Origin of the sequence: Kribbella sp. NPDC056345 (assembly GCF_042262745.1) — a bacterium.
Taxonomy (GTDB): domain Bacteria; phylum Actinomycetota; class Actinomycetes; order Propionibacteriales; family Kribbellaceae; genus Kribbella.
Genome location: NZ_JBHJQQ010000009.1, coordinates 155,874 through 180,633 on the forward strand (window position 1 = coordinate 155,874; position 24,760 = coordinate 180,633).

Sequence of the window (24,760 nt, forward strand, 5' to 3'; positions counted from 1 at the left end):
GCGAATGGGGTTCTTCTCGCGAAAGGGGGCGTCAGGGGTCGATGTGTCCGGGCTGAGGCTGGATCAGGCCTGGCTGGACGACGACCTCGACGCGGCGTACGCGGCGGTCCGGCAGGGAGATCTGTCGACCGGGCTGGCCCTGCTCAAGGTGACCCCGGCGAATACGAACCTGCGGTCGATCCGGGCCACCGGTCTGGCGAAGGCGGCGGTCGGGCGGAGCGAACAGCTGGAGCTGCGGCTGGAGGCATACCCGAAGGATCCGGATCTGCTGCTCTGGTTCGGGCAGACACTGGTGTTCGAGGCGTGGGCGGTGCGGACCGGGCAGCGGGCGAAGGACGTGTCGGCGCAGCGGTTCGCGACGTTCCACGACATTCTGCGTACGGCGGCCGCGGTGCTGCAGGACGCGATCGTGGCGGCCGCGGATGACGCGGTGCCGTGGGAGGTGCTGCAATGGGCGGCCCTCGGATTGCAGGCGGAGCTGGAGGACAAGGCCGAGATCTTCCATGCCGCGCTGATCCGGCACCCGGGCAGCTACGCGGCGCACACCGGCCGGGTCCAGGTGCTGGCGAAGAAGTGGTCCGGTCTGGAGCTGGCCGAGCTGATCGACTTCGGTGATGCGGTGGTGGCACGGGCGCGGCCGGGCAGTGTGCTGTGCAGTATCGCGGCCCATGTCTTCAACGAGGTCTGGCTCGAGGTCGCCTCCGACAAGGGCCCGCCGCGCGTGCAGCGCATGAAGCGGTACGCGCGCGAGGTCAGCGGCCGCCGCTCCGAGCTAGTCGCGGCCCGGGACAAGTGGTGGAACGACGCCCGTACGCCGGACCCCGCGGACGTCTCGGCCAACGGTGCGATGGCCTTCGCGCTCAAGTGGACCAGCGCGAAATCCGAAGCGATGGAACACGCCTGCTGCACCGAGGGCCGGATCGAGAGCGTCCCGTGGGGCTACGTCGGCGGTGTCACCGGCTTCGCCGAAGCTCTCTCGAAGCGGATGGCCTAGACCTTCTCCGCACGGAACACCATCAGCCGGGACGACGGCCCGAACTCTTCACCGTGCCACCCGCCCGTCACGCCGACCACGAACCCGGCAGTCTCCAGCGCGGCAGTGATCTCGTCGGCTGAGCGGAAGTACAGCTCGCTGCGATAGACGTCGTCCCGCCCGTCGTCGTACAGGTTGTGGGCGTCGAAGACGACCCGGCCGTCGCTGACCTCGATCAGGTCGAGCCATTCGGTGAGGTGGCCGACCGGGGTGTCACGATCGCCGTACGACGCCTCGCGGGTCCACGACTCCCACGCCCGCGCCTCGGGGTTCCGCGACTCGAACACCAGTACGCCGCCCGTCCGCAAGGCACCGGCGATCGCGGCGAAGGCCGTGGCGAGGTCCGGGATGTGCATGACCGTGTTCCCGGTGCACAGCACGAGATCGACGTCGCCGGTCGGCGAGATGGCGGTGGCGTCGCCGGAGATCCAGGTGACGGAACTCGGCGTACGGCGGGCGTAGTTCAGCATCGTCGGACTCGGATCGATGCCGATCACCTCGCGGCCGGGCGTGGCCAGCGAGCGGGTCAGCAGCCCGGTGCCGCACCCGAGGTCGATGATCTTCGCGGCGTTCAGCGAGTCGGCCACCGAACGGAAATACGCGTGGTCGTCGCCAGCCGGGTTGTCCAGGTCGTAGAGCTCGACCAGCTTCTCGTCACCATAAGGATCCACCTGGCGAACGGTAAGGATCGGCTTACCGGGCGGCAACCTGTTTAGAGTGACCCCATGGTCGATGTGAAGCCCCGCAGCCGCACAGTCACCGATGGTCTGGAAGCCACCGCCAGCCGAGGAATGCTCAGAGCGGTCGGGATGGGCGACGACGACTGGGTGAAACCGCAGATCGGGGTGGCGTCGAGCTGGAACGAGATCACCCCGTGCAACCTCTCGCTGGACCGGCTCGCGAAGGCGGTCAAGGAGGGCGTGCACGCGGCCGGTGGGTACCCGCTGGAGTTCGGCACGATCAGCGTCTCCGACGGCATCTCGATGGGCCATGTCGGGATGCACTACTCGCTCGTCAGCCGGGAGATCATCGCCGACTCGGTGGAGACCGTGATGGAGGCCGAGCGCCTCGACGGCTCGGTCCTGCTGGCCGGCTGCGACAAGTCCCTGCCCGGCATGCTGATGGCCGCCGCGCGCCTGGATCTGGCGAGCGTCTTCCTGTACGCCGGTTCGATCATGCCCGGCCGTCTTGGCGACAAGGACGTGACGATCATCGACGCGTTCGAGGCCGTCGGTGCCTGTGTTCGCGGCCTGATCACCCGGGAGGAGGTCGACGCGGTCGAGCGTGCGATCTGCCCTGGTGAAGGTGCGTGCGGCGGGATGTACACGGCCAACACGATGGCCGCATCGGCCGAAGCTCTCGGTATGTCGTTGCCCGGATCGGCAGCGCCGCCCGCAGTGGACCGCCGCCGCGACGGATACGCACGGAAGTCCGGCGAGGCCGTGGTCGGCCTGCTCCAGAAGGGGATCACCGCGCGGCAGATCCTCACCAAGGAAGCGTTCGAGAACGCGATCGCGGTGGTGATGGCCCTCGGTGGCTCGACGAACGCCGTACTGCATCTGCTCGCGATCGCCCGCGAGGCCGAGGTCGACCTGACCCTGGCCGACTTCAACCGGGTCGGCGACAAGGTCCCGCACCTGGGTGACCTGAAGCCGTTCGGCCGGTACGTGATGACGGACGTGGACCGCGTCGGCGGCATCCCGGTGATCATGCGCGCGCTGCTTGACGCCGGCCTGCTGCACGGCGACTGCCTGACCGTCACCGGCAAGACGATGGCCGAGAACCTCGCCGACATCGCTCCGCCGGACGTCGACGGCGCGATCATCCGTGCGCTGGACAAGCCGATCCACCCGACCGGTGGCATCACGATCCTGCACGGCACGCTCGCCCCGGAAGGTGCGGTCGTGAAGAGTGCCGGCTTCGACTCCGACGTCTTCGAAGGCACGGCGCGCGTCTTCGACGGCGAGCGCGCGGCGATGGACGCCGTACCGGAACTGAACCCCGGCGACGTCGTCGTGATCCGCTACGAAGGCCCGAAGGGCGGCCCCGGGATGCGCGAGATGCTCGCGGTCACCGGCGCGATCAAGGGCGCCGGCCTCGGCAAGGACGTGCTGCTGCTCACCGACGGCCGTTTCTCCGGCGGCACGACGGGACTCTGCGTCGGCCACGTCGCCCCCGAGGCGGTCGACGGCGGCCCGATCGCGTTCGTCCGCGACGGCGACCGGATCACCCTCGACGTCGCCAACCGCACTCTCGAACTCCACGTCGACCCCGAAGAGCTCACCCGCCGTACCGAAGGCTGGACCCCCAGACAACCCGCCATCACCAAAGGCGTCCTGGGCAAATACGTCCGCCTGGTCCGCTCCGCCTCCGAAGGCGCCGTCTGCATCTAAAGACAACCATCTCAACAAATGAGATAGGCGGTGTCCAAACTTGACCCGGTCGTGGTCGGCGGGCGAATAATGCCTACATGCGATCGATTCTCCTCGTACTTGTGCGGCGCGCCGACTGACGCGACCACTGAGTCGAGCGCGCCCCTTCAGCCAACCCGGCGGAAGGGGTTTTTTGTTGCCAGGGCGACTATCTGTGACCCAGTAGCGTCAGGACAACGGCCACGAGCGAGGATGGATCGGTCGCGAAAAAGCAAGGCACACAACGTGACCAGGATTGAGGGAAGGCACTCATGAGTGAGCAGCTGACCGGGGCACAGGCTCTGATCCGCGCACTGGAAAATGCCGGAGTGGACACCGTCTTCGGCATCCCGGGCGGCGCGATCCTCCCGGCGTACGACCCGATGCTCGACTCGACCCAGATCCGCCACATCCTGGTACGCCACGAGCAGGGGGCCGGCCACGCCGCCCAGGGGTACGCCGCGGCTTCCGGCAAGGTCGGTGTCTGTATGGCGACCTCCGGCCCGGGAGCGACCAACCTGGTGACGCCGATCGCGGACGCGTACATGGACTCGGTCCCGCTGGTCGCGATCACCGGTCAGGTGGCCAGCGCGGCGATCGGGACGGACGCCTTCCAGGAGGCCGACATCCGCGGCATCACGATGCCGATCACCAAGCACAACTTCCTGGTCAACGACCCGAACGACATCGCCACCACGATCGCCGAGGCGTTCCACATCGCCTCCACCGGCCGGCCCGGTCCGGTCCTGGTGGACGTGACCAAGGACGCGATGCAGGCCAAGGTCGACTTCCAGTGGCCGACCGAGCTGTCGCTGCCCGGGTACCGTCCGGTCACCCGCCCGCACCCCAAGCAGGTGCGCGAGGCGGCCCGCCTCATCGTCGCCGCCGAGAAGCCGGTCCTGTACGTCGGTGGTGGCGTGATCCGCGCGCAGGCCGAGGTGGAACTGAAGGAGCTCGCCGAGCTGCTCGGCATCCCGGTGGTCACCACGCTGATGGCCCGGGGCGCGCTGCCCGACACGCACGAGCTGCACTTCGGGATGCCCGGGATGCACGGCTCGGTGTCCGCGGTCGGTGCACTGCAGCGTTCGGATCTGCTGATCACGCTCGGGGCGCGCTTCGACGACCGGGTGACCGGCAAGCTGGACTCGTTCGCCCCCGAGGCGAAGGTGATCCACGCGGATATCGACCCGGCCGAGATCGGTAAGAACCGGGCCGCCGACGTGCCGATCGTGGGTGACTGCAAGGAGGTCATCACCGACCTCATCGCCGCCCTCCGCACCGAGATCGCGACCAGCGGCCGGACCCCGTCGTACGACGTCTGGCGCAACCAGCTGGTGTCGGTCCGGGAGAAGTACCCGCTCGGGTACGACGAGCCGGAGGACGGCAGCCTGTCCCCGCAGTACGTGATCCAGCGGATCGGTCAGATCGCCGGCCCGGACACGATCTACACCGCAGGTGTCGGACAGCACCAGATGTGGTCCGCGCACTACCTGCCGTTCGAGAAGCCGCGGCACTGGCTGAACTCCGGTGGCCTCGGCACCATGGGCTACTCGGTGCCGGCCGCGATGGGCGCCAAGGTCGCCCGGCCGGACAAGACCGTCTGGGCGATCGACGGTGACGGCTGTTTCCAGATGACCAACCAGGAGCTCGTCACCTGTGCCCTGGAAGGCATCCCGATCAAGGTTGCCGTGATCAACAACCAGTCGCTGGGCATGGTCCGGCAGTGGCAGACGCTGTTCTACGACAAGCGCTACTCCAACACCGACCTGCACTCGAACCGGATCCCGGACTTCGCCAAGCTGGCCGAGGCGATGGGCGGGGTCGGGCTGCGCTGTGCCGACAAGGCCTCGGTGGACGCGACGATCGACAAGGCGATGTCGGTGACGGACCAGCCGGTCGTGGTCGACTTCGTGGTGCACCGCGACGCGATGGTCTGGCCGATGGTCGCCGCCGGTGTCAGCAACGACGAGATCCAGATCGCCCGCGACATGGCGCCCAAGTGGGACACCGAGGAGCTGTGATGTCCAAGCACACACTGTCGATCCTGGTCGAGAACAAGCACGGTGTGCTGGCTCGCGTCGCGGCGCTGATCTCGCGGCGGGGCTTCAACATCGATTCCCTCGCGGTCGGCCCGACCGAGCACCCGGAGGTGTCCCGGATGACCATCGCGGTCAGCGTGGACGAGCAGCCTTTGGAGCAGATCACCAAGCAGCTGAACAAGCTGGTGAACGTGATCAAGATCGTCGAACTCGAGCCCACGCAGACGGTTCAGCGCGAACTGCTGCTGGTGAAGGTGAAGGCCGACACCCTGACCAGGGGGCAGGTGCTGGAGACCGTCCAGCTGTTCCGTGCGAAGGTGGTGGACGTGGCACCGGACGCGATCACCATCGAGGCGACCGGCAATCCCGAGAAACTCGAGGCCATGCTCCGGGTGCTGGAACCCTTCGGCGTCCGCGAGCTGGTGCAGTCCGGCATGGTGGCGATCGGACGGGGCAGCCGCTCCATCTCCGACCGCACCCTCCGGCCCGTCCCGGTGCCCCCGCCGCACGTGCAGTCGGGGACCCCGACGGTGCAGGCTCAACCCCCACAACGTCACCACCCGGTGCCGGCGCCGCCGCCGGGCCGTCCCGTGGCCCGGCAGAGCTGACCCTCCGCCGTACCCGACGCCGTACAAACTCACGCAACTACCAAGGAGAAGGCTCCCAGTGGCAGCAGAAATGTTCTACGACGACAACGCCGACCTGTCGGTGATCCAGGGCCGCCACGTGGCCGTTCTCGGCTACGGCTCGCAGGGCCACGCGCACGCGCTCTCGCTGCGCGACTCCGGCGTCGACGTCCGCGTCGGTCTGCCCGAGGGCTCGAAGAGCCGGGCGAAGGCCGAGGCCCAGGGCCTGCGTGTCGTCACCCCGGCCGAGGCCGTCGAAGAGGCCAACGTCATCGTCGTGCTCGCACCGGACCCGGCCCAGCGCAAGCTGTACGCCGAGGCGATCGAGCCGAACCTGGTCGACGGCGACGCGCTCGTCTTCGGGCACGGCTTCAACATCCGGTTCGGCTACATCAAGCCGCCGGCCGGTGTCGACGTCTTCATGGTCGCCCCGAAGGGCCCGGGACACCTGGTCCGGCGTGAGTACACCGAGGGCCGTGGTGTCCCGGTGCTCGTCGCGGTCGAGCAGGACGCCTCCGGCAAGGCCTGGGACCTGGCGCTGTCGTACGCCAAGGGCATCGGCGGCCTGCGCGCCGGCGGGATCAAGACCACCTTCACCGAGGAGACCGAGACCGACCTGTTCGGTGAGCAGGCCGTCCTGTGCGGTGGCGTGTCGGCGCTGATCCAGGCCGGGTTCGAGACGCTGACCGAGGCCGGCTACCAGCCGGAGGTCGCGTACTTCGAGTGCCTGCACGAGCTCAAGCTGATCGTCGACCTGATCTACGAAGGCGGGATCGCCAAGCAGCGCTGGTCGGTCTCCGACACCGCCGAGTACGGCGACTACGTGTCCGGCCCGCGGATCATCGACGCGTCGGTGAAGGCGCGGATGAAGGAGGTCCTCGGTGACATCACCGACGGCACCTTCGCGGCCCGCTTCATCGCCGACCAGGACGCCGGTGCGCCGGAGTTCGCCGAGTTCCGCAAGAAGAGCCAGGAGCACCCGATCGAGGCCGTGGGCAAGGAGCTGCGCGGTCTGATGGCGTGGGTCAAGTCGCACGACGACGACTACGTCGAGGGTTCGTCCGCCCGCTGATCCAGTACTCATGAAGGGCCCGGACCATTCAGGTGGATGGACCGGGCCCTTCGTTTGTCCCGGGCAGTGCCCGTCCGAGCTGGCAGAATCATCGCCATCGGTTCGCGCAGGGTGACGAGGAGGACGATTCGGTGGTGCACGACGGCAGGCAGGCGCCGCCGCGACCGCCCCGGCGGGTCCCCGCCGGCGCGCCCCCGCTCACTCAGTTGCAACCCCCAGTACGCCGTACGCCGCCGCCTGCGCGCCGCCCGTGGCTCTTCGGCCGCTTCCTGGCCGGCCTCGTGGTCTTCCTGCTCGTCGTGGCGGGTGGTGCGGTTGCCGGCTGGTTCGTCCGCCAGGACCGGCTGTCGATCGACACCGCCGCGGCCTTGACCGCCGCCAGGCCCAGCGTCGTCCGGGTGCTGGCGACGACCTGCAGTGGCACCGGTGAAGGCACCGGCACGATCGTCGGCCCCGGGCTCGTCCTGACCGCCGCTATCGCGGTCCGGGAGCCGAAGAGTGTTGTGGTCATCCTGTCGGACGGCCTGGTCCGGCGCGCCAACGTGCTCCGCACGGGGAACGACGTGGCGCTGCTGCAGGTGATCGGTCTGCCGAGCACGCCGCCCCTGACTCCGGCCACCGGAACGCCGGACCCGCAGACCGAGCGTGCGCTGATCGGCTACACCCAGTCCGGCGAGCTCACGGTCCAGCAGGTCGGATCGGTACGCCGCCCGCGCCCGCTGAGCGAGGTGATGAACCTCGGCAAGCTCGGCGGCCCGGTGGTCGGCAGGTCCGGTCAGCTCGCCGGCATAGTCACCGGCAAGACGGTGGCCGAGAGCCGGATCGCACCGGCCGCGGAGTTGCGCGGCTACGTCGCCCAGACCGACGGCGTACCGGATCTCGGCGGTCGTTGCACCGAGTCACGCGGCCCGGCCAGTGCGGTCACCCCGAAGCTGCAGGTCGCGCCGACCTCGCTCGCCACCGATGCCCAGAAGATGCTCGCCAACTACCTGACGCTGCAGAACCGGCACGATTTCGCCGGGGTCCGCGCGTACTACTCGCAGCGGCTGGCAAAAGCGCTGTCCGTGGCGCAGGACCGCCTGAGCCACCAGACGACGTACTTCTTCGACCCGGCGATCACCGAGGTCACCCAGAACCCCGACGGCAGCGTCAACGTGCGGATGTCGTACTCGGTGCTGTTCGCCCCGACGGCCCATCAGTCGGGCGGCCAGACCTGCAACCGGCTCGACATGCGGTACAAGCTGGAACGCACCGGCCAGGTCCTGCGGCTGGACCAGTCCAAGCCGATGACCGCCGCGAGGCCCTGCGACAGCCTCTGAGGTACGATCAAGTCAGCGGGCACAGCGCGGTGCTCTGAACCTTTGTGAGCCCCTACCGCTTTCGCAGGAGACATCTCCCATGACTGATGCGACTCGTCCCGTCGTCCTGATCGCCGAAGAGCTGAGCCCGGCCACCGTCGAGGCGCTCGGACCCGATTTCGAGATCCGGCACGCGAACGGCGCCGACCGCGCCGAGCTGATTCCCGCCATCGCCGATGTCGACGCGATCCTGATCCGTAGCGCCACCAAGGTGGACGCCGAGGCGCTGGCCGCGGCGAAGAAGCTGAAGGTCGTCGCCCGGGCCGGGGTCGGCCTCGACAACGTCGACGTGAAGGCCGCCACCCAGGCCGGCGTGATGGTGGTCAACGCGCCGACCTCCAACATCGTCAGCGCCGCCGAGCTCGCGGTCGCGCTGCTGCTGGCCGCCGCGCGCCGGGTCCCGGCCGCCGACCAGTCGCTGAAGAACGGCGAGTGGAAGCGCAGCAAGTACTCGGGTGTCGAGCTGTTCGAGAAGACCGTCGGCATCGTCGGCCTGGGCAAGATCGGCGTCCTGGTCGCGCAGCGGCTGGCCGCCTTCGGTATGAACGTGATCGCCTACGACCCGTACGTGCAGGCCGGCCGGGCCGCGCAGATGGGCGTCCGGCTCGCCACGCTCGACGAGCTGCTGGCCGCGTCGGACTTCATCTCGGTGCACCTCCCGAAGACGCCGGAGACGATCGGCCTGATCGGCGACGAGCAGCTGCACAAGGTCAAGCCCGAGGTCATCATCGTGAACGCGGCCCGCGGCGGCATCGTCGACGAGACCGCGCTGTACTCGGCGCTCAAGGAGGGCCGGGTCGCCGCGGCCGGGCTCGACGTCTTCGCCAAGGAGCCGTGCACCGACTCGCCGCTGTTCGAGTTCGAGAACGTCGTCGCCACGCCGCACCTGGGCGCGTCGACCGACGAGGCCCAGGAGAAGGCCGGTATCGCGGTCGCCAAGTCGGTCCGCCTCGCCCTGTCGGGTGAGCTGGTTCCGGACGCGGTCAACGTCCAGGGCGGCGTGATCGCCGAGGACGTCCGGCCGGGAATCGCCCTGACCGAGAAGCTCGGCCGGATCTTCACCGCACTGGCCGGTGGCGTCGCGCAGCAGCTCGACGTCGAGGTCCGCGGCGAGATCACCCAGTACGACGTCAAGGTGCTCGAGCTGGCCGCCCTCAAGGGTGTCTTCGCCGACGTGGTCGAGGACAACGTCTCCTACGTGAACGCACCGCTGCTCGCGGCCGAGCGGGGCCTCGAGGTCCGGCTCGTCACCGACCACGAGAGCCCCGAGCACCGCAACCTGATCACGCTCCGCGGCACCCTCGCCGACGGAGCGCAGGTCTCGGTCAGCGGCACGCTGGTCGGTGTCCGGCAGTCGGAGCGCCTGGTCGAGATCGACGGGTTCGACCTCGAGGTCGAGCTGGCCGCGCACCTGGCCTTCTTCACCTACGAGGACCGCCCGGGCATCGTCGGCCAGATCGGCCGGATCCTCGGCGAGGCCGATATCAACATCGCCGGTATGCAGGTCAGCCGGGACCGCAAGGGCGGCAAGGCGCTGGTCGCGCTGTCGGTCGACTCGGCCGTCGCTCCCGCCGTACTGGACGACATCTCGTCGGTCGTCCAGGCCGACACTGCCCGCACTGTGGACCTTGACAACTGACTAGCCCCAACCGCTGTTTAACTGCTAGGTAGCCAGCCACCCGCAGGCGCATGGTGGCTGGTCAGGGCCCGGACCCAAGTGTCCGGGCCCGACCTATGTCCCGGGATGCCGACGATTGACGTCTGCCCTACCGAGGCAGACCGCGGCACCCGACCCGAGGAAGATCCAGCCGATCGTCCGCACCACCTCCGGCATCGCCGGGTCCTTCTCGCCGTGCGCCCGGCGAATGCTCTCGACGGTGGCCTCGATCTCGGCGATCTCGGCGTCGTCGAGACCGGGCCCATCCTTCGCCAGCCTTGTGCTCAGGTCTGTGACCATGGCCAGGTCAGGACCGTAGAAGGCGTTCAGGCGAGTCAGTCCACAGGTCAGCTCCTCGCCGGTCGACCGGCTGAGGTAGAGCGTGCGGGCGTCGAAGCACGCTTCCGAGGACTCCCCGAACCCGATCTTGTAGGTCGACGGGCCGTAGGTGAAGACCAGTACGGCGACAGCGATCAGGCCGAAGACGACAGATGCGTACCAAGTCAGCAGCGGCGCGATGTACAGCACGATCCCGCGCCGGTCCTGCCAGGCCAGCGCCGCCGTTTGCTCCAGGCTGCGTCCCACCCGATCAAGTCGATCAGGTTTGGAGCCGTCCCAGGAGGGCCTGGCCGGTTGCGGTCAGTGCCGGGTGGCGAGCAGTACGGCGGCGTCGGGGGCGACCATCACCTCGACGGTGGTGAAGCGGGAGTCCATCAGCCATTCCTGGCGGAGTGTGTCGACGCGACCCTCGTACATCGGCGGCCAGACGGCGGACGGGGTGAAGTCGTCCAGGACGACGAACCCGCCGGGCTCGACCACGTCGGCGATCACGTCGCGGGCCGAGAGCTTGGCCTCGCGGGCGTCCACGAAGAGCAGCGCGAACGGGCCGCGCTCGATCAGTGCGGTCCAGTCGGCCGAGACGACCTCGATGCGCTCGTCGTCGGCGAACAGCTCCGCCACCACCTTGGCCAGCTGCGGGTCGCTCTCCGCGGTGACGATCTTCGTCCCCTCGTTCGCGCCGCTGCGCAGCCAGGCCGAACCGACACCGCAGCCCGTGCCGAGCTCGCCGAGCAGGCCGGTCTTGGACGCGGCCAGGCTGGCCAGCAGCCGGCCGGTTTCGTTCCGGGTGGAGCTGACGAAGCCACGCCGTCCGGAGAGGCTGAGGGCCGCGGAAACCAGCGGCGGTAGTTCTGGAGGAGCACTCACCGGTTGAGAGTTGCACAGCAGTGGTCCAGTCCCCGCACTGGGATCTCACATAGCGGGATGGGATGCCCGCATTGTGGCGAAATAGTCGCATGCCAGAGTAAATTCGGACCCATCCTGCCGCCCATGTCCAATCGGGGAGAGTGCAGCATGTACGACATGTATCCAGCCAACTGGCCCGCGATCGACGGCCGGGAGCGGAAGGCGGCGCGCCGTCGCCGGCCCGTGCGCCCCGCCGGTGACGAGGTCAAGGCTGTCCAAGAGGCCATGAACCGCCGCGACAACGGGGGAGAACCCAAGAAGTGAGCGACAACAAGAACTTCACGCTGGCCGTCGTTCCCGGGGACGGGATCGGACCGGAGGTCATCACCGAGGCGCTCAAGGTCCTCGACGCGGTCTCCGCACAGCACGGCGTGACGTTCGAGCGGACGCAGTACGACCTCGGTGCGAAGCGCTGGCACGCGACCGGCGAGACGCTGCCGGACGCCGAGCTGGAGGACATCCGCAAGCACGACGCGATCCTGCTCGGCGCGATCGGTGACCCGAGCGTCCCGTCCGGCGTCCTCGAGCGCGGTCTGCTGCTCAAGCTGCGCTTCGTTCTCGACCACTACGTGAACCTGCGTCCGTCGAAGATCTACCTGTCCGTCGGCTCCCCGCTGGCGAACCCGGGCGAGGTCGACTTCGTCGTCGTCCGCGAGGGCACCGAGGGCCCGTACGTCGGCAACGGCGGAGCGCTCCGGGTCGGGACACCGGCCGAGATCGCCACCGAGGTCTCCGTCAACACGGCGTACGGGGTGGAGCGCGTCGTACGGGACGCTTTTGCCCGGGCGCAGGCGCGGCCGCGCAAGAAGCTCACGCTGGTGCACAAGAACAACGTCCTCGTGCACGCCGGCCACCTGTGGACCCGGACCGTGGACGCGGTGAAGGCCGAGTTCCCCGACATCACCGTCGACTACCTGCACGTGGACGCGGCGACCATCTTCCTGGTCACCGACCCGGCCCGGTTCGACGTGATCGTCACCGACAACCTGTTCGGCGACATCATCACCGACCTGGCCGCGGCGATCTCCGGCGGTATCGGGCTGGCCGCGAGCGGCAACATCAACCCGGACCGCAGCGTCCCGAGCATGTTCGAGCCGGTGCACGGCTCCGCCCCGGACATCGCCGGCCAGCAGAAGGCCGACCCGACCGCGGCGATCCTGTCCACCGCGCTGCTGCTCGAGCACCTCGGCCTGACCGAGGCCGCCGCGGCGATCGAGGCGGCCGTCACGGCGGACATCGAGGAGCGCACGGACAGTGTCCGGAGCACCGCGGAGATCGGTGACGCGATCGCCAAGCGCGCGGCCGGCTGAGCCTCGCATGACCACTCGACCAAGAGGTACGGTGCGGCTATGAGCGCTTTGAAGTTCATCGTTGAGCCGAACACCCAACCGGCGAGCGACGACCAGCGTGCCCAGATCCTGGCGAACCCGGGATTCGGGCAGTACTTCTCCGACCACATGGCGATCGCCACCTGGACGAAGAACGACGGCTGGCACGACGCCCGGATCACCGCCTTCGGACCGCTGGAGCTGTCTCCGGCGACCTCGGTGTTCCACTACGCCCAGACCATCTTCGAGGGGATGAAGGCCTACCGTCATCCCGACGACTCGATCCACATGTTCCGCCCCGAGGCCAATGCGGCCCGGTTCGCGAAGTCGGCCCGCCGGCTCGCGCTGCCGGAGCTGCCCGAGTCCGCGTTCCTGGACTCGATCCGGCAACTCGTGGAGCTGGACCAGGCCTGGGTGCCCAGCGGCGGTGAGACCTCGCTGTACCTGCGCCCGTTCATGTTCGGCTCGGACCCGTTCCTCGGCGTCCGCCCGTCCGCCCAGGTGACGTACTGCGCGATCGCGTCCCCGGCCGGTTCGTACTTCAGCGGCGGTGTGAAGCCGGTCCGGATCTGGCTGAGCGAGGAGTACACCCGGGCCGCCCCCGGTGGCACCGGCGCGGCCAAGACCGGCGGCAATTACGCCGCGTCGCTGCTGGCCCAGGCCGAGGCGATCGAGAACGGCTGCGACCAGGTCGCCTTCCTCGACGCGATCGAGAAGAAGTGGGTCGAGGAGCTCGGCGGGATGAACCTGTACTTCGTCCTCGACGACAACTCGGTCGTCACCCCGGAGCTGTCCGGCACCATCCTCGAGGGCGTCACCCGGGACTCGATCCTGAAGCTCGTCACCGACCTCGGCCACCCCGTCACCGAGCGGAAGATCTCCGTCGACGAGTGGCGCGAAGGTGCCGCCTCAGGCCGGATCCGCGAGGTCTTCGCCTGCGGCACCGCCGCGGTGATCACCCCGGTCGCCTCCCTGAAGTGGAAGGACGGCGAGGTCCAGGTAGCCGACGGCAACGGCGGCCCCGTCACCACCGCCGTCCGCAGCGCCCTCCTCGACCTCCAGTACGGCCGCACCGAAGACCCCCACAACTGGATGACCAAGGTCTGCTGAACCGATCGACGTACGACGGCCTCCCCGGTGCTGCCGGGGAGGCCGTCGTAGGTTCACAGCTTCTTCTCAGCCGGTCCCGATAGGGTTGGATGGCATGAGTAGCCTTCCGGACGATGTCCAGGCCTATTACACGGACCTCGCCCAGCGGCGGGACTGGTCGTACGAGACCATCGTCGCGGTGCGGACGACGGTGGAGCTGATCCGGGAGCTGGACCGCGGGACGGCTTCGCGGACGTACGGCGCGCTGGCGGCCGACGACGGGACGGACTGGTTGTTCGAGGCGGTCTGGCACGAGCGGGAGTGGGTTGTCGTCCGGCAGCTGGGGGTGCGGGAGGACGGCGAGATCACGCGGTACTGGTGGCAGCGTCTGGAGGACGACGAGGGGATGCTCACCGACAAGGCGCTCGAGCGCGAGGAGTGGGGACTGCGGGAGCTGTCCCGCGAGGACTTCTACACCGCCTGGGACGACCCGGGCTGGTCACTGACCGCCTGAACTATCAGCTACTCCTCAGTACTGGAAGGAGTACCAGATGTTCGTGATGCGAGACAGTTCCGCCAGTGGGTGGACGTTGTGTGGCAGACTGAAAAATGTCATGAACAACCACCGGGTGATTATTACCTAGGCGCGCTCAGTCGGCAGTACCTGAGCGCGCGGACCTCTCGCACCTTGCGGGAGGTTTTTTGTTTGCCCATTACGACTCGCCAGCCGCACCGGAAGGCCTCGATCATGAGCATCTCCGACGAGTTCCACGTCTACGACACGACCCTGCGCGACGGTGCGCAGCAGGAGGGGCTCGCGCTGTCCGTGGCGGACAAGATTGCCATCGCGCAGCACCTGGACGACCTGGGTGTCGGATTCATCGAGGGCGGCTGGCCGGGCGCCGTACCGAAGGACACCGAGTTCTTCCTGCGGGCGCGCACCGAGCTGGACCTGCGGAACGCGACCTTCGCCGCGTTCGGGGCGACCTGCAAGCCGCAGACCGCGGCCGCCGACGACCCACAGGTCGCGGCGCTGCGCGAGTCCGGGGCCTCGGTCGTCACACTCGTTGCCAAGAGCCACGATGCGCACGTCGAGCGGGCGTTGCGGACCACCCTGGACGAGAACCTGCGGATGGTCGCCGACACCATCAAGCACCTGTGTGAGCACGGGCAGCGGGTCTTCCTCGACACCGAGCACTTCTTCGACGGCTACCGCGCGAACCGTGCGTACGCGCTGGAAGTAGTACGCGTATCGGCCGAGGCCGGCGCCGACGTGGTCGCGCTCTGCGACACCAACGGCGGCACGCTGCCCCGCGAGCTGCAGGACATCGTCCGCGACGTCCTCGAGAACACCGGGGCCCGGCTCGGTATCCACGCCCACAACGACGGCGGCTGCGCGGTGGCGAACTCGATCGCCGCCGTCGAGGCCGGCGTCACGCACGTCCAGGGCACGATCAACGGGTACGGCGAACGCACCGGGAACGCCGATCTGCTCGCGGTCGTGGCCAACCTCGAACTCAAGCGCGGGATGGAGCTGCTGCCGGCCGGCAACCTGGCCGACTCGTTCCGGATCGCGCACGCGATCGCCGAAGTGACGAACGTGCCGCCGTCGACCCGGCAGCCGTACGTCGGCCTGTCCGCCTTCGCCCACAAGGCGGGGCTGCACGCCAGCGCGATCAAGGTCGACCCGGACCTCTACCAGCACACGGATCCGGCCCTGGTCGGCAACGACATGCGGATGCTCGTCTCGGAGATGGCCGGCCGGGCCAGCGTCGAGCTCAAGGGCCGCGAGCTCGGCTTCGACCTCGGTAGCGACCGCGAGCTGGTCAGCCGGGTCGCCGACCGGGTCAAGGAGATGGAGGCGCGCGGCTACACCTTCGAGTCGGCCGACGCGTCGTTCTCGCTGCTGCTCACCGAAGAGGTCACCGGCAAGCGGGCGTCGTTCTTCGACGTCGAGTCGTGGCGGGTCATCACCGAGTCCCGCGCCGACGGCGAGGCCGTCTCGGAGTCGACGGTGAAGCTGGTCGCCGGGGGAGAGCGCGAGATCGTCACCGGCGAAGGCAACGGCCCGGTCAACGCGCTCGACCACGCGCTGCGGACGGCGATCGAGCGGGCCTACCCGGTCGTGAACAAGTTCGAGCTCGTCGACTACAAGGTCCGCATCCTCGACCAGGGGCACGGGACCGACGCGGTGATCAGAGTCCTCATCCAGACCGCGGACGGCGAAGGGTCCTGGGTCACGGTCGGAGTCGGCCACAACATCGTCGAGGCCAGCTGGGAGGCCCTCGTCGACGGCTTCACCTTCGGCCTCCTGCGCCACAAGGAGGAAGCCCGATGACCACCGTCCTCGACGCACCCGCCGTCGCCCCGGCTGTCACCACGGTCTTCACCGCCGCCATCGTCGAGACCGAGGGCATGTTCGCGCGCATCGCCGTACTCCTCAACCCGTACGACGTCCGCCGCCTCGCGCTCTGCCTCGAGTCGAGCACGCTGGAGATCGTTGTGGCCGGCAACGGTTTCGACGCCGGCCGGGTCGCCGCCCGCCTGGAGAAGGTGATCGGCGTCCTGGAGGTCACCGTCAACTGAATTAGGTCAAGAAGGTTTACTAATCGTTCTCTCCTGGGTAGCTTCGATGGCGCATGCCCCAACCGCCCCCAGGAGGCAGCAATGACCAGACTGCACCGCCCACTCCTCGTCGCCGTCACGCTGACGCTGATCGCCGCCCTCACCGTTGCCGCCCCCAGTTCGGCGGCACCTGCGGCCTTCAAGCATCCCGGTGTGCTCGTCGACCAGGCCCAGCTCGACTTCGCCCGGCAGCAGGTTCAGGCCGGAGCCCAGCCGCAGAAGGCGGCGTACGACGCGATGAAGGCCAGCACGTACGCCGCCCTGTCGTACACACCGAAGCCACGTGCCGTCGTCGAATGCGGTTCGAACTCGAACCCGAACTACGGCTGTTCGGACGAACGCACCGACGCGCTCGCGGCGTACACGCATGCCCTGCTCTGGTACTTCACCCGCGACGACCGCTACGCCAAGAAGTCGATCCAGATCATGGACGCGTGGTCCGCCGTACTGAAGGACCACACCAACTCGAACGCACCCCTGCAGACCGGATGGTCCGGGGCGTCGTTCTCACGCTCCGGTGAACTGATCAAACACACGTACGGCGGTTCGTGGGCCCAGCGAACGCGGTTCGAGAACATGCTGCGCACCGTGTACCTGCCCGAGATCCGCAACGGCGCCGGGTGCAAGAACGGCAACTGGGAACTGATCATGACCGATGCCGCGATCGGGATCGCGGTCTTCCTCGACGACAAGGCGGCCTTCGACAAGGCGGTCAGTATCTGGCGCGGCCGGCTGCCCGGCTACGTCTACCAGACCACGGACGGCGCCTGGCCGAAGGCGCCGTCCACCTGCTCGTCGAAGGACACCCGCGAGGAGATCGTCGACTACTGGCAAGGCCAGTCCACGTTCTCGAACGGCCTCGCGCAGGAGACCTGCCGCGACTTCGGCCACACCGGCTGGGGACTGACGGCGGCCACCCACGTCGCCGAGACCGCCTGGCACCAAGGCGTCAACCTGTACGGCGAGGCCGGCAAGCGACTCACCGACGGCTACTACTTCCACACCCGCTACGAGACCGGTACGGCGGTGCCGTCGAACCTCTGTGGCGGAACGGTGAAACTGGGCCTCGGTCCGGTCACCGAGATCGTCTACAACCACTACCACAACCGCCTCGGCCAGGAGATGCCCACGACTCTGCGGTACACCGAGTCCAAGCGCCCGGCCGGAGCCAACTACTTCTTCGCCTGGGAAACCCTCACCCACGCCAACAACCCCCGCTGACCTACCCGGGGCGGCCCCGGGTGATCCGGGGCCGCCGTCGGGTCAGTCCCAGCTGAGGCCGCTGGAGGACTGGTACTCGATGACGCGGGTCTCGAAGAAGTTCTTCTCCTTCTTGAGGTCCATGACTTCGGACATCCAGCCGAACGGGTTGCGGGTCTCGCCGAAGATCGGGGCGAGGCCGATCTGCTCGGCGCGGCGGTCGGTGATGAAGTGCATGTACTGCTCGCAGCGGTCGGCGGTCAGGCCGAGCATGCCGTTGGGCAGGGTGGAGCGGCCGTAGGCGACCTCGAGCTCGCAGGCCTCGGTGAGCATCTGGCGGACCTCGGCCTGGAAGGCCTCGGTCCACAGGTGCGGGTTCTCCTGCTTGATCTGGTTGATGCAGTCGATCCCGAAGTTCAGGTGGATCGACTCGTCGCGCAGGATGTACTGGTACTGCTCGGCGATCCCGACCATCTTGTTCCGGCGGCCGAGTGACAGGATCTGCGCGAAGCCGGTGTAGAACCACATGCCCTCGAAGACCACGTAGAACGCGATCAGGTCGCGCAGGAACGCGGTGTCGGACTCCGGAGTACCGGTCTTGAAGTCCGGGTCTTCCAGATGCTGGGTGTACTTCAGCGCCCAGGCGTCCTTGTCGGAGATCGACGGCACCTCGCGGTACATGTTGAACAGCTCGCCCTCGTCCAGACCGAGCGACGTACAGATGTACTGGAAGGTGTGCGTGTGCACGGCCTCCTCGAAGGCCTGGCGCAGCAGGTACTGCCGGCACTCGGGATTGGTGAGCTGGCGGTAGACGGCCAGGACGATGTTGTTCGCGACCAGGGACTCCGCGGTGGCGAAGAAGCCGAGGTTGCGCTTCAGCATCAGCCGCTCGTCGTCGGTAAGGCCGTCTTTGCTCTTCCACAGCGAGATGTCGGCCTGCATCGAGACCTCGGTCGGCATCCAGTGGTTGTTGCAGCCGGCCAGGTACTTCTCCCAGGCCCACGTGTACTTCAGCGGGAGCAACTGGTTGACGTCGGCGCGGGCGTTGATCATCGCCTTGTCGGAGACGTCGACGCGGGAGGCGCCGACGGCAATCGATCCAAGGCCGGTGGCGTTGTCCGTCGTGGTCACTGGCAGGCCTCGCAGTCAGGGTCTTCGAGTGAGCAGATCGCTCCGGTCGGTTCGGGCAGCACCAGGGTGGCGGCGACGGCGTTCAGCCGTCCGTCGGTGCCCTGCAGTGTCGACTTCTCCACATGGGTCTTCGACTGCGAACGCAGGTAGTACGTCGTCTTTAACCCGTAGCGCCACGCGTTCCGGTAGAGCTCGTCGAGGGCCTTCCCGGACGGGGAGGCCATGTACAGGTTCAGCGACTGGGCCTGGTCGATCCACTTCTGCCGGCGCGACGCGGCCTTGATCAGCCACAGCGGGTCGATCTCGAACGCCGTCGCGTACAGCTCGCGGAGATCAGCCGGGATCCGGTCGATGTTCTCCAGGATGCCGTCGTGGTACTTGAGATCGGAGACCATCACCTGGTCCCACAGCCCGCGCGCCTTCAGGTCGTCGACCAGGTACGGGTTCGCGACCGTGAACTCACCGGACATGTTCGACTTCACGAACAGGTTGCTGTACGCCGGTTCGATCGACTGGCTGACCCCGCAGATGTTGGAGATCGTCGCTGTCGGCGCGATCGCCATCACGTTGGAGTTCCGCATGCCGTTGCGCAGCACCTTGGTCCGCAGCGCGTCCCAGTCGAGTGTCGTGGTGACGTCCAGGATCACGTCACCGTTGCGCGCCGACCGCAGCAGCTCCAGCGAGTCGATCGGCAACACACCCTGGCTCCACAGCGAACCGTCGTACGTCGAGTAGCGGCCGCGCTCGGCGGCGAGATCGCTGGACGCCTCGATTGCGTGGTAGCTGATCGCCTCCATCGAGCTGTCGGCGAACGCGACGGCCGCCTCGGACGAGTACGGGATGCGCAACGAGAAGAGCGCGTCGGCGAAACCCATCAGGCCGAGGCCGACCGGGCGGTGCCGCTGATTGGCGCGCTCCGACTCCGGCGTGGTGTAGAAGTTCACGTCGATGACGTTGTCGAGCATCCGGACCGCGGTCTTCACCGTGTCGCGGAGCAGGTCGGCGTCGAGACCGGACTCGGTCAGGTGTGCGACCAGGTTGACCGAGCCCAGGTTGCAGACCGCGGTCTCCTCGACCGTCGTGTTCAGCGTGATCTCGGTGCACAGATTCGACGAGTGGACGACGCCGTTGTGCTGCTGCGGCGAGCGCAGGTTGCACGGGTCCTTGAAGGTGATCCACGGGTGGCCGGTCTCGAACAGCACGGTCAGCATCCGGCGCCACAGCTCGACCGCGCGGACCCGGCGGAACACCCGGATCTCGCCGCGGTCGGCGGCCGCCTCGTACTTCTCGTACGCCGTCAGGAACGCATCGCCGAACAGGTCGTGCAGGTCCGGGACCTCGTCGGGGGAGAACAGCGTCCACTGCCCGTCGGCCTCGACCCGCTGCAGGAACAGGTCCGGCACCCAGTTGGCCGTGTTCATGTCATGGGTACGGCGGCGCTCGTCACCGGTGTTCTTGCGCAGGTCGAGGAACTCCTCGATATCCATGTGCCAGGTCTCGAGGTACGCGCAGACCGCGCCCTTGCGTTTCCCGCCTTGATTGACTGCCACGGCCGTGTCGTTGGCGATCTTCAGGAACGGTACGACGCCCTGCGACTCACCGTTGGTGCCGCGGATCTTGGCGCCGATCCCGCGGACTGGGGTCCAGTCGTTGCCCAGTCCGCCGGAGTACTTGGCGAGCAGGGCGTTGTTGCGGATCCCGGCGAAGATGCCGGCCAGGTCGTCGTCGACCGTGGTCAGGAAGCACGAGCTCAGCTGCGGGCGCGTCGTACCGGAGTTGAACAGGGTCGGCGTCGACGACATGAACCGGAACGAGCTGAGCAACTCGTAGAACTGGATCGCCCGGCCCTCGCGGTCCTCCTCGCGCAGAGCCATCCCCATCGCGACCCGCAGGAAGAACGCCTGCGGCAGCTCGAAGCGGGTCTTGTCGATGTGCAGCAGGTAACGGTCGTACAGCGTCTGCAGACCGAGGAAAGCGAAGTCCAGGTCGCGCTCGGGCCGGATCGCCGCCGACAGCCGGTCGAGGTCGAAGGTGGCCAGCTCGGGGTCGAGCAGACCGGCCTCGATCCCGGTCGCGATGTAGCGCGGGAAGTATTCGGCGTACGCCGTGGCCATGTCGGCCTGGCTGGCCTGCCGGGGCTCGCCGTGCACCCGGCCGAGCGCCTCGCGGCGGATCTGGTCCAGCAGCAGGCGGGACGCGGCATAGCTGTACTGCGGCTCGGTCTCGACGTACGACCGGGCGGCCATCACCAGGGCCAGCTCGACCTCGTGCTGGGCGATCCCGTCGTAACAGGAGCCGATCGTCTCGTCGAGGATCTGCTCGGGGTCGACGGAGTCCAGCCCGGCGGCAGCCTCGGCAACGATCACCCGCAGCCGCTCGACATCGAGCGGAACCAGGGTCCCGTCGGCCTGGCGGACCGACACGACCGGCTTGGTGGTGGCCAGCCCGGCCGGGTCGGCGGGGGTGCGGGCCTTGGTCCGCTCCTCGCGGTACAACACGTAGGCCCGGGCGACCTGATGCTCTCCCGCGCGCATCAGAGCCAGCTCGACCTGGTCCTGGATGTCCTCGACCTGGACGGTACGGCGGATGTCACCGCGACTGGTCAGGGCCTCGACGACCCGGCCGGTCAGGTCGGTGACCAGGTCGCGGACCCGGTGGGTGGCGCCGGCGTCGTTACCCTCGACCGCCAGGAACGCCTTCGTGACGGCGACCGAGATCTTGGTCGCGTCGAAACCAGTGGTACTGCCGTCGCGGCGGACGACGGTCAGCTGAGCCCCTCGGTCCGCCGGGCCGGCAGCCGATCGGGATGTGGAAGCAATGGTCACAGAAGCTCTTCTCTCCCTGCGTGTGCGGAGGACCGCGACCAGGAGGCATGAGCGCATGACGGGACGGACAGCACCGGCCGGAAAACTGTCGTCTCGCCCTGCGACCCACCCTCGAGGTCTCGGACCGCGTGCACCGGCGGCGCACGCGCCGGCGACAGGTATCCGGACTCGCAGAAACTCTCTGCTCACCGTTGCGGGGCAGCTCCGGACTCGCACCGGATTCCCCTGATCGCCAACTCGACCGACTCTAGGGCAGCCACTAGATCTAGCGGTGCCGACACGCCGGACATCGCACATGTTGTGGTTCTCACGCCGCGACGCCATACAGATCCTGTAACGTCATGATCTCTGATCCGTGATGGATCAGCTCCCGGTTGAGCCGTAACACGACGTGCCCGAACGGCTCGCCGGCGTCCAGCTCGGTCGCCTGGCTGAGCCCCACCGTCGTCACCTGATCCTCCGGCAACGACGCGATCCCGTCCTGCCACGCCTCCACCCAGTGCGTCAGCCAGGCCACCGCATCCCGCGCATTCCCGTGCAAGGTGATGTCGCCCCGGCTCTGCTGCCGCGGCCCGAACGTCCACTCCCACCGCTCGAAGAACGTCTCGGTCAGATGTGCGATCAACCACGCGATCGTCCGCGGCCCCCGATGATCAGGCTCGTCCGGCCATTGCGCCACCCACTCCCCGGACCCCAGTGACCGGTAGTGGCTCGGGTAATGCCGCCGTACGACGGTCAGCGCCGCACCCCGCGGCTGCCAGAAGTACTCCTCGTCCGTCAGCTGCGCCAACCGCCCCGACAGCACCATCCAACTGAACCCCAGCTGCCCCCGCACCATGGCCATCGCCGACGGCCGATGCAGGATCTCCCAGTCGAACGCCTCCGGCATGGGCCTCACCCTTCATTCGAACACCTGTTCGAAGTTTCTCCCCGGCGAGGCCCGAAAGTCAAACCCGCTGTCAGACGGTGATCTGGGAGCCGACGATGACGACCTGTTCGCGGGGGAGGTGGAAGTACTCGGCGGCGTCGGCGGTGATGGCGGTGGTGGCCAGGAAGACGCGCTTGCGCCAGCGGGGCATGCCGGTGGTGTCGCCGAGTTTGAGTTCGATGGCGGAGAGGAAGTAGGAGGTGTCGTCGGGGTCGACGGTGAGCTCGGTGCTCTGGGCGGCGGCTTGTTCGAGAATCTCGGGGACATTGGCGGTCTCGACGTAGCCGAGGCGGGCGGTGACGTGGATGATGCCGTCGTCGGTGTAGCCGAGGTCGTCGACCAGGACACGCTCGTCGGCGGGGACGTGCGGGACCGTGAGGGTCTCGATGGAGAGGATCACCACGTTCTTGTGCAGGACGTGGTTGTGCTCGACGTTGGCGCGCATCGCCAGCGGGACGGTGGTGTTGCCGCGGTTCAGGAAGACCGCCGTACCGTCGACGCGGGTGAGTGGGCGCTCGTGCAGGGTGTCGATGAACTCGCGGAGCGGGCCCTCTTCGCGTTCGCGTTTCGCGGTGACGAGTTGGCGGCCCTGCTGCCAGGTGGTCAGGACGAGGAAGACGGAGAGCGCGATCAGCAGCGGCAGCCAGGCGCCGTGCACGAACTTGGTCAGGTTGGCGCCGAGGAAGAGCAGCTCGACGGTGAGGAAGACGGCGGCACCGAGAAGCACCATCCACAACGGCTTCTGCCACTGCTTCCGGACGATGTAGAAGAACAGCAGTGAGTTGATGACGATCGTCCCGGTGACCGCCATCCCGAAGGCGAACGCCAGCGCGGCCGAGGTCTCGAACGCGAAGACCAGGGTGAGTACGGCGATCATCAGCGCCCAGTTCACCCACGGGACGTAGATCTGGCCGGCTGTCTCGGTCGAGGTGTACTGGATGCGCAGCCGCGGCAGGTAGCCGAGCTGGACGGCCTGGTGGGCGACCGAGAACGCACCGGTGATGACCGCCTGGGACGCGATCACGGTCGCCGCCGTCGCCAGCACCACCATCGGGATCCGGCCCCACTCGGGCACCAGCAGGAAGAACGGGCTGGTGTAGCCGTTCGGATCCTCCAGCACCAGCGCACCCTGGCCGAGGTAGCTGATGATGCAGGCCGGGAAGACGAGGAACAGCCAGGCACGCGTGATCGGCTTGCGGCCGAAGTGCCCGAGGTCGGCGTACAGGGCCTCGGCACCGGTGATCGCCAGTACGACGGCCGCCAGCGCGAAGAAGGCGGTGCCGAAATGCCCGGTCAGGAACCCGATCGCGTACGTCGGCGAGAGCGCCTTGAGGATGGTCGGGTGGTCGAGGATGCCGCCGATCCCGCAGACGGCGATCGCCACGAACCAGACGATCATGATCGGCCCGAACGAGCGGCCGATCCGGGCACTGCCGTGCTTCTGCACGCTGAACAGCCCGATGATGATCACCACCGTGATCGGCACCACCCAGGCGTCCAGACCGGGCTGGATCACCTTCACGCCCTCGACCGCGGACAGGACCGAGATCGCCGGCGTGATCATCGAGTCGCCGAAGAACAGCGACGCACCGAAGATGCCGAGCCCGGCCAGCAGTACCGTCGTCCGGCGGCCGCTCGTGCGCGGGATGTTCTGGATCAGGGTGATCATCGCCAGGATGCCGCCCTCGCCGTGGTTGTCGGCGCGCAGCACCAGCAGCACGTACTTGATCGTCACGATGATCGTGACCGCCCAGAAGATCAGCGAGATGATCCCGTACACGTTCTGGGTGGCGGTCTCCACCGGGTGCGGATCACCCGGGTTGAAGATCGTCTGGATCGTGTAGATCGGACTGGTCCCGATGTCGCCGAACACGACGCCGAGGGCGCCGATCATCAAAGCGGCCTTGGCCGGGGTCCGGGCCCCCGTGGTCTGGCTCGTCACGATTTGCATTGAACCACGCGTCCGGTACGGCTCCCGGACGGCGTGCGGGTCAGCGTTTCTGTGGACCCCGGATCGCCACGAAGACCAGCGCGACGCCGAAGGCGGCCACGATCGGGCCGACGATGGCCCACAGCGAACTGCCGGTCATCGAGCTGCCCTTGAGATACCCCAGGCCCTGCAACGCCCAGACGGCGCCGAGCGCGGTCAGCAGCACACCGAAGGCAATCGCGACGATCTTTCCCATGGACGGA

General features: G+C 68.0%; 21 protein-coding genes, 1 pseudogene and 1 riboswitch. Of the genes and pseudogenes, 14 read left to right on the forward strand and 8 right to left on the reverse strand.

Annotated elements, in window-relative coordinates:
* The first annotated feature begins 4 nt into the window (after positions 1-4).
* Positions 5-994, forward strand: a complete 990-nt coding sequence (locus ACFCV3_RS29725; protein ID WP_376035412.1) for a hypothetical protein — start codon at positions 5-7, stop codon at positions 992-994.
* On the opposite strand, the gene ACFCV3_RS29730 is transcribed toward ACFCV3_RS29725, so the two are convergent.
* Complete coding sequence (locus ACFCV3_RS29730; protein ID WP_376035414.1) at positions 991-1,704, reverse strand: class I SAM-dependent methyltransferase; 714 nt, start codon at positions 1,702-1,704, stop codon at positions 991-993. The two genes, ACFCV3_RS29725 and ACFCV3_RS29730, sit on opposite strands and share 4 nt — an antisense overlap.
* 54 nt (positions 1,705-1,758) lie before the next feature.
* Here ACFCV3_RS29730 and ilvD point away from each other — a divergent pair, with 54 nt between their 5' ends.
* The 6 genes and pseudogenes from ilvD (at position 1,759) to serA (ending at position 10,178) form a co-directional block, all read left to right on the forward strand.
* Positions 1,759-3,426 carry a dihydroxy-acid dehydratase gene (gene ilvD, locus ACFCV3_RS29735; protein WP_376035416.1) on the forward strand — a complete coding sequence of 556 codons (1,668 nt, stop codon included), beginning with the start codon at positions 1,759-1,761 and terminating at the stop codon, positions 3,424-3,426.
* 290 nt (positions 3,427-3,716) lie between these two features.
* Entirely contained in the window at positions 3,717-5,465 is a 1,749-nt protein-coding gene (locus ACFCV3_RS29740; RefSeq protein ID WP_376035418.1) for an acetolactate synthase large subunit, read from the forward strand.
* Positions 5,465-5,968, forward strand: a pseudogene (gene ilvN / locus ACFCV3_RS29745) (acetolactate synthase small subunit); the annotation flags it as partial. The gene ACFCV3_RS29740 and the pseudogene ilvN, both read left to right, overlap by 1 nt.
* A 193-nt stretch (positions 5,969-6,161) precedes the next feature.
* Complete coding sequence (ilvC, locus tag ACFCV3_RS29750; protein WP_344155832.1) at positions 6,162-7,181, forward strand: ketol-acid reductoisomerase; 1,020 nt, start codon at positions 6,162-6,164, stop codon at positions 7,179-7,181.
* A 134-nt stretch (positions 7,182-7,315) separates the two neighbouring features.
* On the forward strand, positions 7,316-8,500 hold the full coding sequence (locus ACFCV3_RS29755) for a serine protease (protein WP_376035420.1): 1,185 nt from the start codon (positions 7,316-7,318) through the stop codon (positions 8,498-8,500).
* 79 nt (positions 8,501-8,579) lie between these two features.
* Positions 8,580-10,178: a phosphoglycerate dehydrogenase gene (gene serA, locus ACFCV3_RS29760; RefSeq protein WP_376035422.1), complete on the forward strand. Its 1,599-nt coding sequence runs from the start codon at positions 8,580-8,582 to the stop codon at positions 10,176-10,178.
* Positions 10,179-10,271: 93 nt separating this feature from the next.
* On the opposite strand, the gene ACFCV3_RS29765 is transcribed toward serA, so the two are convergent.
* Both ACFCV3_RS29765 and ACFCV3_RS29770 read right to left on the reverse strand, forming a co-directional pair.
* Positions 10,272-10,781, reverse strand: coding sequence for a hypothetical protein (locus tag ACFCV3_RS29765; RefSeq protein ID WP_376035424.1), 510 nt, complete (start codon positions 10,779-10,781; stop codon positions 10,272-10,274).
* A 54-nt stretch (positions 10,782-10,835) separates the two neighbouring features.
* Positions 10,836-11,402 (reverse strand): O-methyltransferase, encoded by a 567-nt coding sequence (locus tag ACFCV3_RS29770; protein ID WP_132413807.1) that lies wholly within the window; start codon positions 11,400-11,402, stop codon positions 10,836-10,838.
* A gap of 123 nt (positions 11,403-11,525) precedes the next feature.
* On the opposite strand from ACFCV3_RS29770, the gene ACFCV3_RS29775 reads away from it, so the two are divergent.
* From ACFCV3_RS29775 to ACFCV3_RS29805, 7 genes are all read left to right on the forward strand, one after another.
* The gene (locus ACFCV3_RS29775) at positions 11,526-11,705 is read left to right on the forward strand and encodes a hypothetical protein (RefSeq protein WP_376035426.1); all 180 of its coding nucleotides are present in this window, start codon (positions 11,526-11,528) and stop codon (positions 11,703-11,705) included.
* Complete coding sequence (locus tag ACFCV3_RS29780) at positions 11,702-12,751, forward strand: 3-isopropylmalate dehydrogenase (protein ID WP_376035428.1); 1,050 nt, start codon at positions 11,702-11,704, stop codon at positions 12,749-12,751. Before ACFCV3_RS29775 ends, ACFCV3_RS29780 begins: the two co-directional genes overlap by 4 nt.
* 39 nt (positions 12,752-12,790) lie before the next feature.
* Entirely contained in the window at positions 12,791-13,879 is a 1,089-nt protein-coding gene (locus ACFCV3_RS29785) for a branched-chain amino acid aminotransferase (protein ID WP_376035429.1), read from the forward strand.
* A gap of 94 nt (positions 13,880-13,973) precedes the next feature.
* Positions 13,974-14,372, forward strand: coding sequence for a hypothetical protein (locus ACFCV3_RS29790; RefSeq protein WP_376035430.1), 399 nt, complete (start codon positions 13,974-13,976; stop codon positions 14,370-14,372).
* Between the two features lie 234 nt (positions 14,373-14,606).
* Positions 14,607-16,196 (forward strand): citramalate synthase, encoded by a 1,590-nt coding sequence (gene cimA, locus ACFCV3_RS29795; RefSeq protein WP_376035431.1) that lies wholly within the window; start codon positions 14,607-14,609, stop codon positions 16,194-16,196.
* Positions 16,193-16,444 carry a hypothetical protein gene (locus ACFCV3_RS29800; protein ID WP_376035432.1) on the forward strand — a complete coding sequence of 84 codons (252 nt, stop codon included), beginning with the start codon at positions 16,193-16,195 and terminating at the stop codon, positions 16,442-16,444. The genes cimA and ACFCV3_RS29800 overlap by 4 nt, the downstream gene beginning before the upstream one ends.
* An 81-nt stretch (positions 16,445-16,525) precedes the next feature.
* Complete coding sequence (locus ACFCV3_RS29805) at positions 16,526-17,704, forward strand: alginate lyase family protein (protein WP_376035433.1); 1,179 nt, start codon at positions 16,526-16,528, stop codon at positions 17,702-17,704.
* Positions 17,705-17,746: 42 nt separating this feature from the next.
* On the opposite strand, the gene ACFCV3_RS29810 is transcribed toward ACFCV3_RS29805, so the two are convergent.
* The 5 genes from ACFCV3_RS29810 to ACFCV3_RS29830 all read right to left on the reverse strand — a co-directional run bounded on the left by ACFCV3_RS29810 (position 17,747) and on the right by ACFCV3_RS29830 (position 24,753).
* The gene (locus ACFCV3_RS29810) at positions 17,747-18,814 is read right to left on the reverse strand and encodes a ribonucleotide-diphosphate reductase subunit beta (protein WP_376035434.1); all 1,068 of its coding nucleotides are present in this window, start codon (positions 18,812-18,814) and stop codon (positions 17,747-17,749) included.
* On the reverse strand, positions 18,811-21,639 hold the full coding sequence (locus tag ACFCV3_RS29815; protein WP_376035435.1) for a ribonucleoside-diphosphate reductase subunit alpha: 2,829 nt from the start codon (positions 21,637-21,639) through the stop codon (positions 18,811-18,813). The genes ACFCV3_RS29810 and ACFCV3_RS29815 overlap by 4 nt, the downstream gene beginning before the upstream one ends.
* A 135-nt stretch (positions 21,640-21,774) precedes the next feature.
* Positions 21,775-21,900: riboswitch (cobalamin riboswitch) on the reverse strand.
* Between the two features lie 46 nt (positions 21,901-21,946).
* Positions 21,947-22,528, reverse strand: a complete 582-nt coding sequence (locus ACFCV3_RS29820; protein ID WP_376035436.1) for a DinB family protein — start codon at positions 22,526-22,528, stop codon at positions 21,947-21,949.
* A 70-nt stretch (positions 22,529-22,598) separates the two neighbouring features.
* Positions 22,599-24,509: a potassium transporter Kup gene (locus tag ACFCV3_RS29825; protein ID WP_376035437.1), complete on the reverse strand. Its 1,911-nt coding sequence runs from the start codon at positions 24,507-24,509 to the stop codon at positions 22,599-22,601.
* A 49-nt stretch (positions 24,510-24,558) separates the two neighbouring features.
* Positions 24,559-24,753 (reverse strand): hypothetical protein, encoded by a 195-nt coding sequence (locus ACFCV3_RS29830; protein ID WP_376035438.1) that lies wholly within the window; start codon positions 24,751-24,753, stop codon positions 24,559-24,561.
* Positions 24,754-24,760: the final 7 nt, after the last annotated feature.